Below are 6450 nucleotides of genomic sequence, written 5' to 3'. Positions count from 1 at the left end.
TTGCATAGAAAAATAGGCAAATCATTGCGAAAGTATTTTTTTAAACCCCTCGAAAACAAAGGGCCAGAGCCTTGGGGGAGATGTGCTGAAGTTTACCTAGATCATGGCTTCTAAAACCATAAGAGCTAGCAAGACTTACTGGATTTAGCCAAAATTTACCAACCTTATCCCCATGTTCAACATGAATATGGGGTGGTTCGTTTCCTTCTAAGCTGTAGAAGAAAAATCGATAACCTTTAATATTTAATACAGTAGGCATGTTCTTATCCTAAAATTCATTTAAAAACTTAAGCCACCTTAAAATTAATTACATCATCTAAGGAATACTCTGAATCATTTGAGCTTAATAAATTACTAAAATCATAAGTCCCATGCAGATTCACATGTTTCCAGGTAAGAATGGATGCACTTGTAATACTTTCAAGTAAGCGTTCCCTCTGTTCATTATCAGATTGCATAATGATTTTAGTTAGCTCAATGTAGTTCCAGAGAATAATGATGTTTTGAATAATAGTTTTACACATAACGGCTATTTCTTGATCTTCTTTGAAAGACTCTAAGATATTTTGATCAGTAAATGAAACAGCAGCTGAGAATTTATTAGCCAATTCACCTTTATTTAGTTGTTTTTCAATGGATTGTCGCCATTCCACATCATCAATATATTTCAAAACAAAAATAGATTTAATAATGCGGCCAAATTCTTTGAGGGCATCTTCTAGGGGATGCTGATTTGAATATTCGCCTAATCTTTTAAGAATGGTAGAGGCGCGATGTTCACGTAATTTGATTGTTGCAATTAACCTTAAGATGGTGTCCCAATTACGTCTAATCTTGCTTTCATTGACATAATAAGTTGGCTTAACAGCGTAACTTTTACTTTCTAATTCTGCTTTTATCCTTCCAAAACTAACTAAGTTCGTGGAAGCCAGATCTTTAATGCGCGGAGCAAAAGTAACATTGATTAAATGAGAGACTGCAAAAACCATTTCTGTATAGCCATGCGTATCAGTTGAGTGGAAATTGCTAGTTATTGCATCATTATGCAATAAGCCATCGATAACATAGATTGCATCTCGCTCGGCACTACTAAATACGGTTGAATAGAATAAGATGCCTCGTTCATCAATGAAACGGTAAACACTAGCGCCTTTTCCATTACCAAAATATTTATACGAATGATTAGTATTTAAAGACTCTGCAGAAACACATTGTTTTTTGCCATCACTAGAGGTATGTAATAAATTGCGTTCTCGTTTAAATTTTTCAGGAAGCCACAATTTTCCCATTAAATCAACCAGGGTTTGATTTGCTGCATAAAGATTATCTAAAGAAAAATACCAGTTAACCGTATTTGACAATGTATTATAATTAACCCCAATGGCTGTATGACTTAGCTTATGTAAACCAATATTGCTTCCTAAACCAAAGAGTCCCGCATAAAAAACCTCATTTTCAGGAGCTGATTTCGAACCTGTGATCTTGTGATGTTTGAAACAGGTGGTGAATTTGGTAACAGCATTAATTTCTGCCATCATTTGTAAGATTGGAATATACTTGTCCTTCCCAATAATGGTTGTTATTGAATCATAATCGGGTTTTGTAACAGCAGGTGTCTGGAGTGAAAAATGTCCATCTTTATGAATGGTCACATACTTATTTTTTCCCTGAACAATGCACCTGTTTACCTCAAAAAATTGTTTGTCTAAAATGCCTTTTAATACAGCAAGCACCTTATCTACATCACTAAAATCAGTGAGTCCTAATTTTTCTAAGAGATGCGCTTTATTTTCCTGCCAATATTGTTCATTTAGCAGATAAGCATCAATGGAAAGATATCGGTAAGAATGGATAAGACTTAACTGCCCACATTTAATAGCTTCAGCAATTTTACAGAATAGAATTGCTTTATAGAGTGATACATTAAATTTTCCATCGCTATAAATTGCCTTATATTCGTGATCATTTAAAAATCCATCTGGGGCCGTAGAAGTAATGTTTTTATTGTTCTGATAATATACTATCGCCAAATAGAGATCTTGGGCACTGCTCGCTGCTTCAAACTCCAAGTATTTCACAATTTCAGCTACCCGATTTTGCAGTTTTCTTGATAAATTACCTAAAGCATCAAACTCATCAGTTCTTTTTTTCTCATCTTCAATTTGATCGTATAATTTCTTTGCAGCATCTTCTGCTTGGCTAAATGCATTATTTTCCTTATGAGCAGGAAGAATCTTATGAAGTTTTTGTATTTTTTCATCATTATTCAATTCGTTATCATGAACAACCGTTCGTACTTCATGTAAGGTATCACTGGCTTCATTAAAGCCAGAAAGCACTGATTCAGTGAGCTTATTTTTTTCAGGGAGACGGCTTTTAACCAATAAATCAACTTCGCGCACTGCCTTATTTATCTGCTGTTGGACAGCTTTTAACAATATATCGATAAATGTATCTTGCCAAAGCCTATACCAGTGATCAATAAAGGCTATTAAATATAAGTTTCTCTTATGAAGGTCTACCATCTCTGCAATTTGTGTGACTTTAGCTTTGTTTACCCATTGGGCATAATATTTTGTGGCTTCTGAAGACAACTCCAGTTTCTTTATGAGAGGCATTAATTCCTGATGAAGCTTTTTAATGATAAGGAAATTACGTATGCCTTGTTTGATTTTGGCTGGCCGCATGGATTGATTAATTGTTTTGAGGCGCGTCAGCAATACTCTTTCATAGTATTCGCCGTCATTCATAATTAATTGATTTAATGCTTCTTGTTGTTCTGGCATAATAATTTCTGCCATTTTTTGGATGACATTTTTCTCAAAATCATGGAATTTGTCAGTGATGGTTCTTGCGATACGATCGTAATTTGGTAATTCAATCTTTTTCTGTCGTAATTGCTCGACAAGGATATAGAATAGTTTTCGTGGATGCATTTGCTTATCTACCATGTCTTCAATCATTTCATCGAATATAGGTAGAGCATGATTAATATCAATATAACCACAATGCTCTAAAATGAGCAATCGATGTTTTTGTCGAGTGCGGTCATGATATTGATTCAAAAAATCTTCTGGAACATCGGTGCCAATTGCAATTGCTGCCGCTTTGATGTCAGATATTCTGAACGTTTTTGTTGTAAAAAATTTACCACTTACCTTGAAATAGCCGTATTGAACAAGTAATCCAATTTGATTATCTGCTTGTTTTGCCTTTTTAATAAACTCATTAAACAAAGGATCAGGTTTAAAAATTACTTTTCTTTCATCCGAACTGAGCACAGGTGGACGGCTAAATCGTTTGGCCTCATAATCTGGCAATACTTCAATTAAACGCATTAGTCCATTTCTCCAATGCGCTCTACCGCCTCGCTCAAATCGGAAAAAGAGGGTTGGCAATATAATTTTGTTGTATCCAGTCGCTCATGGCCTGCAAGAGAGGCCACTTTTTCCAGGCTAATACCGGCATCAACCAAATTTTTACAAAATGTATGCCTTAGTTGATGAGGGGAAATCATACCTAACTCTTCTGGGGTGCGTAATCGCTTCAGCATGAGCTGGATTCCTCGAGGACTAAGTACCCCGCGTTGACCATTAAAAACAAATGCATCGCTTCCAGCATGTAAAGCATAATCTAAAGTAAGAAATGCAAATCGTGCTTCTTTATTTAAAGGGACTTCACGATATTTGCATCCTTTCCCTGCATTGATCGTTAGGTGTCCTTTACGCTCACTTAAAACAATATGACTCCATTTTAAGTTGCATAGCTCACTGACACGAAGCCCCGTATTCAGTAGGATTTTTACAATCGCAATATCCCTCTTGCAGCCATTTTGCTCAACATGGCGCAGTAGCTGATTTTGTTGATTGCGATTCAACCATTTTGGCATTGATTGAGATTGTTTGACTGTTTTAGGTAATGGGAGTCGGTATTTGATTTTTTTTGTTAGCCATCCCCACTCCAGAAAATACTTTAGAGACAGTAATCGGCGATTAATCGTTTGAGCTTTGAATCCTGAGTCAATTAAATATTGTTTGTATTGGCGTGCATCAGTCGGTGTGATGTTAGTTAATTTCATGTCTGCTTTATTAACCGATTCAAACCAGGTCGCAAATTGAAGCAAATCGCTTTGATAACTTTCCAAGGTTAGTGGCGATTTATCAGTAGATTTTTGATAAGTGATGTATGCTTCAATTTTGGTATTTTGCGTCATTACTAATTATACGATTAGATTTTCTTGAGATAATCTAACATAAAAAAATGGATTATGCGATGAGTTGATGGTAATTTCATCGCATAAGGATTATTATGCGCTCTCTTTTTTATGCAAAAAACAATGTAAAATTTTTTTCTGAAATTAATTTACTATTAGATTTAGATGAAAGCAGAAACCTTCGGTTCAATATTAGTAAACAGCAATCTCATTGGATATTTAAATCAATTGAAAAAATTGAAAATAGTGTAATACTGTTATCACTTGTATATGTATATAGAGCTAAAGGAATAGATAGGGCATTGTGCTAGAAATGCCTTTTGTAAAACAGGAAGCGAAAATGATAAAATATTGTTTCAGTTTTTTAGCATTTGCATCAATCCAATTATCTTGTTTATCGCCTACTCATGCTTGTACCGATTTTCGCCTAACGGCGATAGATGGCACATTGCTAGTCACACGCAGCATGGAGTTTGGTCAAGATTTACAATCAAACATCAGAAGCTCGCCTCGTGGTAGGCAATTCTCCAGTGCTAGCCCTAATGGCAAATCAGGATTAAGCTGGAAATCAAAGTACGGTTATCTTTATTTAGATGGTTTGGGTTTAGACGCAAGCTTTGATGGAATGAATGAGCAAGGTTTAACTTTTGAGTTTTTGTATTTGCCGGGCGAAACACAATATCAAGATGTTCCTAATGGCAAAGAGACACACGCTCTTGCCTATTTTATGTTTGGAGATTGGGTGCTAGGTAATTTTAAGACAATAGCCGAAGTAAAACAGGCTCTTAATGAAATATATGTGGCTCCGGTAAAGATTCCTCAATTTGGTAGCGCTATATTGCCTGGTCATGTATCAATATACGATGCAAGTGGTCATGGAATAGTCATTGAATTTTATGATAATAAAATTAATATCTCTGAAAATATAGGTGTAATGACGAATTCACCTAAATACAACTGGCATGTCAATAATTTACGCAATTATGTAAATCTTTCTGCCACAAATGTAACTCCTGTCACTGAAGGAGGCTTCACTTTTTCTGCGACAGGACAGGGTTCTGGTGCTGTTGGACTTCCTGGCGATGCATCACCTCCTTCCCGTTTTGTAAAAACAGCTTTTATGGCTCATAACGTATTTCCTGCAGAAAATAGTGTTGAGTTACTGAATTTGGCAGAACATATTATTAATAATGTAGATTTGCCTTCTGGCTATGTGCGTTCTGTAGATAATGGAAAAACTACAAGTGATACTACTCAGTGGGTCGTTTTTAAAAATATTAGCCAAAAGACTATTTATTATCGTACTTATAATGATATGACTTTACGTTCTATTGATATGGCAAAGATTGATTTTTCAGAAGGGGCGTCCCCATTAAAAATGCCATTAGTTATGCCTCCTTATGTAATGAATGTGACCGATAAATTTATAAAAACTAAAGGATGAGGCTAATGAACTTAACTCGCATTGCTAAAAGTTTGTTGGGACTTATAACTACCAGCATGGCATTTGCTTCAGATGCCGTGCAAGTAGATATAGCGCCTTATCTTTGGGCCACAAGCATGCAAGGTACAGTGCAAATAGGTCCCGAGAGAGTTTCTATTTCGCAATCGTTTTTTGATCTGATGAAACATTTTGAAGGCGGGGGCATGCTTTTTGTGGATATTCATAAAAACAGATGGGGGCTGTTTGGTAATGGCTTGTATTCAGTTTTAAAAGACACACACCGCTTTGATCATATACCCATTGGAGCACGTAACAATTTTGGTATTATTAGTGGCGGTCTTTCTTATGCACTAGTCTCCAAACCTGTTTACGATGCACCAAATCCTGATCTAAGCATAGAGCTACTAGCCGGAGCAAGAGCCACTTTTAATGATACCAAGCTCACTATTGGTCCTTTTTCCTTTAGAGATAATAAGTCATGGACAGATCCAATATTTGGCGCGCGGGTAACGCTCCCGCTAAAACCTCGGTTTCATTTTATAGCCGAGGGGGATGGGGGTAAAGCTAATTCTCATCACAGCTATAATGCGCAAGCATTTTTAGGTTATCAACCAGTCAAACCATTGTTTTTCAATAACGTGACATTATATTTAGGGTATCGCTATTTACATCAATACTTTGCAACAGGAAGCAAGTTAAGATATTTTCTTTGGGACATGGATATTAAAGGTCCTGTTTTAGGTTTTAAAGCGACTTTTTAATAAGCCGTAAGATATGGGGCCGAGCAACAAAG

Annotated in this window: 5 protein-coding genes; 2 read left to right on the top strand and 3 right to left on the bottom strand. The window is 36.0% G+C overall.

All coding sequences use genetic code 11. The features are described 5' to 3' along the window. Positions 1 to 40: 40 nt before the first annotated feature. The 3 genes from Lfee_RS16480 to Lfee_RS16470 are packed head-to-tail and all read right to left on the bottom strand — an operon-like array spanning position 41 to position 4213. A complete protein-coding gene (locus tag Lfee_RS16480) occupies positions 41 to 259 on the bottom strand; it encodes a DUF4160 domain-containing protein (protein WP_058448086.1) in 219 nt (72 codons plus the stop codon). Positions 260 to 287: 28 nt separating this feature from the next. Next, positions 288 to 3338 carry a Tn3 family transposase gene (locus Lfee_RS16475; protein WP_058448085.1) on the bottom strand — a complete coding sequence of 1017 codons (3051 nt, stop codon included), beginning with the start codon at positions 3336 to 3338 and terminating at the stop codon, positions 288 to 290. Then, complete coding sequence (locus tag Lfee_RS16470; protein WP_058448084.1) at positions 3338 to 4213, bottom strand: tyrosine-type recombinase/integrase; 876 nt, start codon at positions 4211 to 4213, stop codon at positions 3338 to 3340. Before Lfee_RS16470 ends, Lfee_RS16475 begins: the two co-directional genes overlap by 1 nt. Before the next feature lie 313 nt (positions 4214 to 4526). Here Lfee_RS16470 and Lfee_RS16460 point away from each other — a divergent pair, with 313 nt between their 5' ends. After that, positions 4527 to 5657 (top strand): linear amide C-N hydrolase, encoded by a 1131-nt coding sequence (locus Lfee_RS16460; RefSeq protein ID WP_238584956.1) that lies wholly within the window; start codon positions 4527 to 4529, stop codon positions 5655 to 5657. Between the two features lie 5 nt (positions 5658 to 5662). Next, positions 5663 to 6418 carry a hypothetical protein gene (locus Lfee_RS16455; RefSeq protein ID WP_058448082.1) on the top strand — a complete coding sequence of 252 codons (756 nt, stop codon included), beginning with the start codon at positions 5663 to 5665 and terminating at the stop codon, positions 6416 to 6418. The last annotated feature ends 32 nt before the right edge of the window (positions 6419 to 6450 follow it).

The sequence above is a fragment of the Legionella feeleii genome (genome assembly GCF_001467625.1).
GTDB classification, from domain to species: Bacteria; Pseudomonadota; Gammaproteobacteria; order Legionellales; family Legionellaceae; genus Tatlockia; species Tatlockia feeleii.
This window is presented reverse-complemented; position numbering and strand designations above follow the sequence as displayed.

What these genes read in the sequence shown, in the direction of transcription:
- Lfee_RS16480 (WP_058448086.1), bottom strand. Translation starts at nt 259, where the DNA reads ATGCCTACTGTATTAAATATTAAAGGTTATCGATTTTTCTTCTACAGC.
- Lfee_RS16455 (WP_058448082.1), top strand. Translation starts at nt 5,663, where the DNA reads ATGAACTTAACTCGCATTGCTAAAAGTTTGTTGGGACTTATAACTACC.
- Lfee_RS16470 (WP_058448084.1), bottom strand. Translation starts at nt 4,213, where the DNA reads ATGACGCAAAATACCAAAATTGAAGCATACATCACTTATCAAAAATCT.
- Lfee_RS16460 (WP_238584956.1), top strand. Translation starts at nt 4,527, where the DNA reads ATGCCTTTTGTAAAACAGGAAGCGAAAATGATAAAATATTGTTTCAGT.
- Lfee_RS16475 (WP_058448085.1), bottom strand. Translation starts at nt 3,338, where the DNA reads ATGCGTTTAATTGAAGTATTGCCAGATTATGAGGCCAAACGATTTAGC.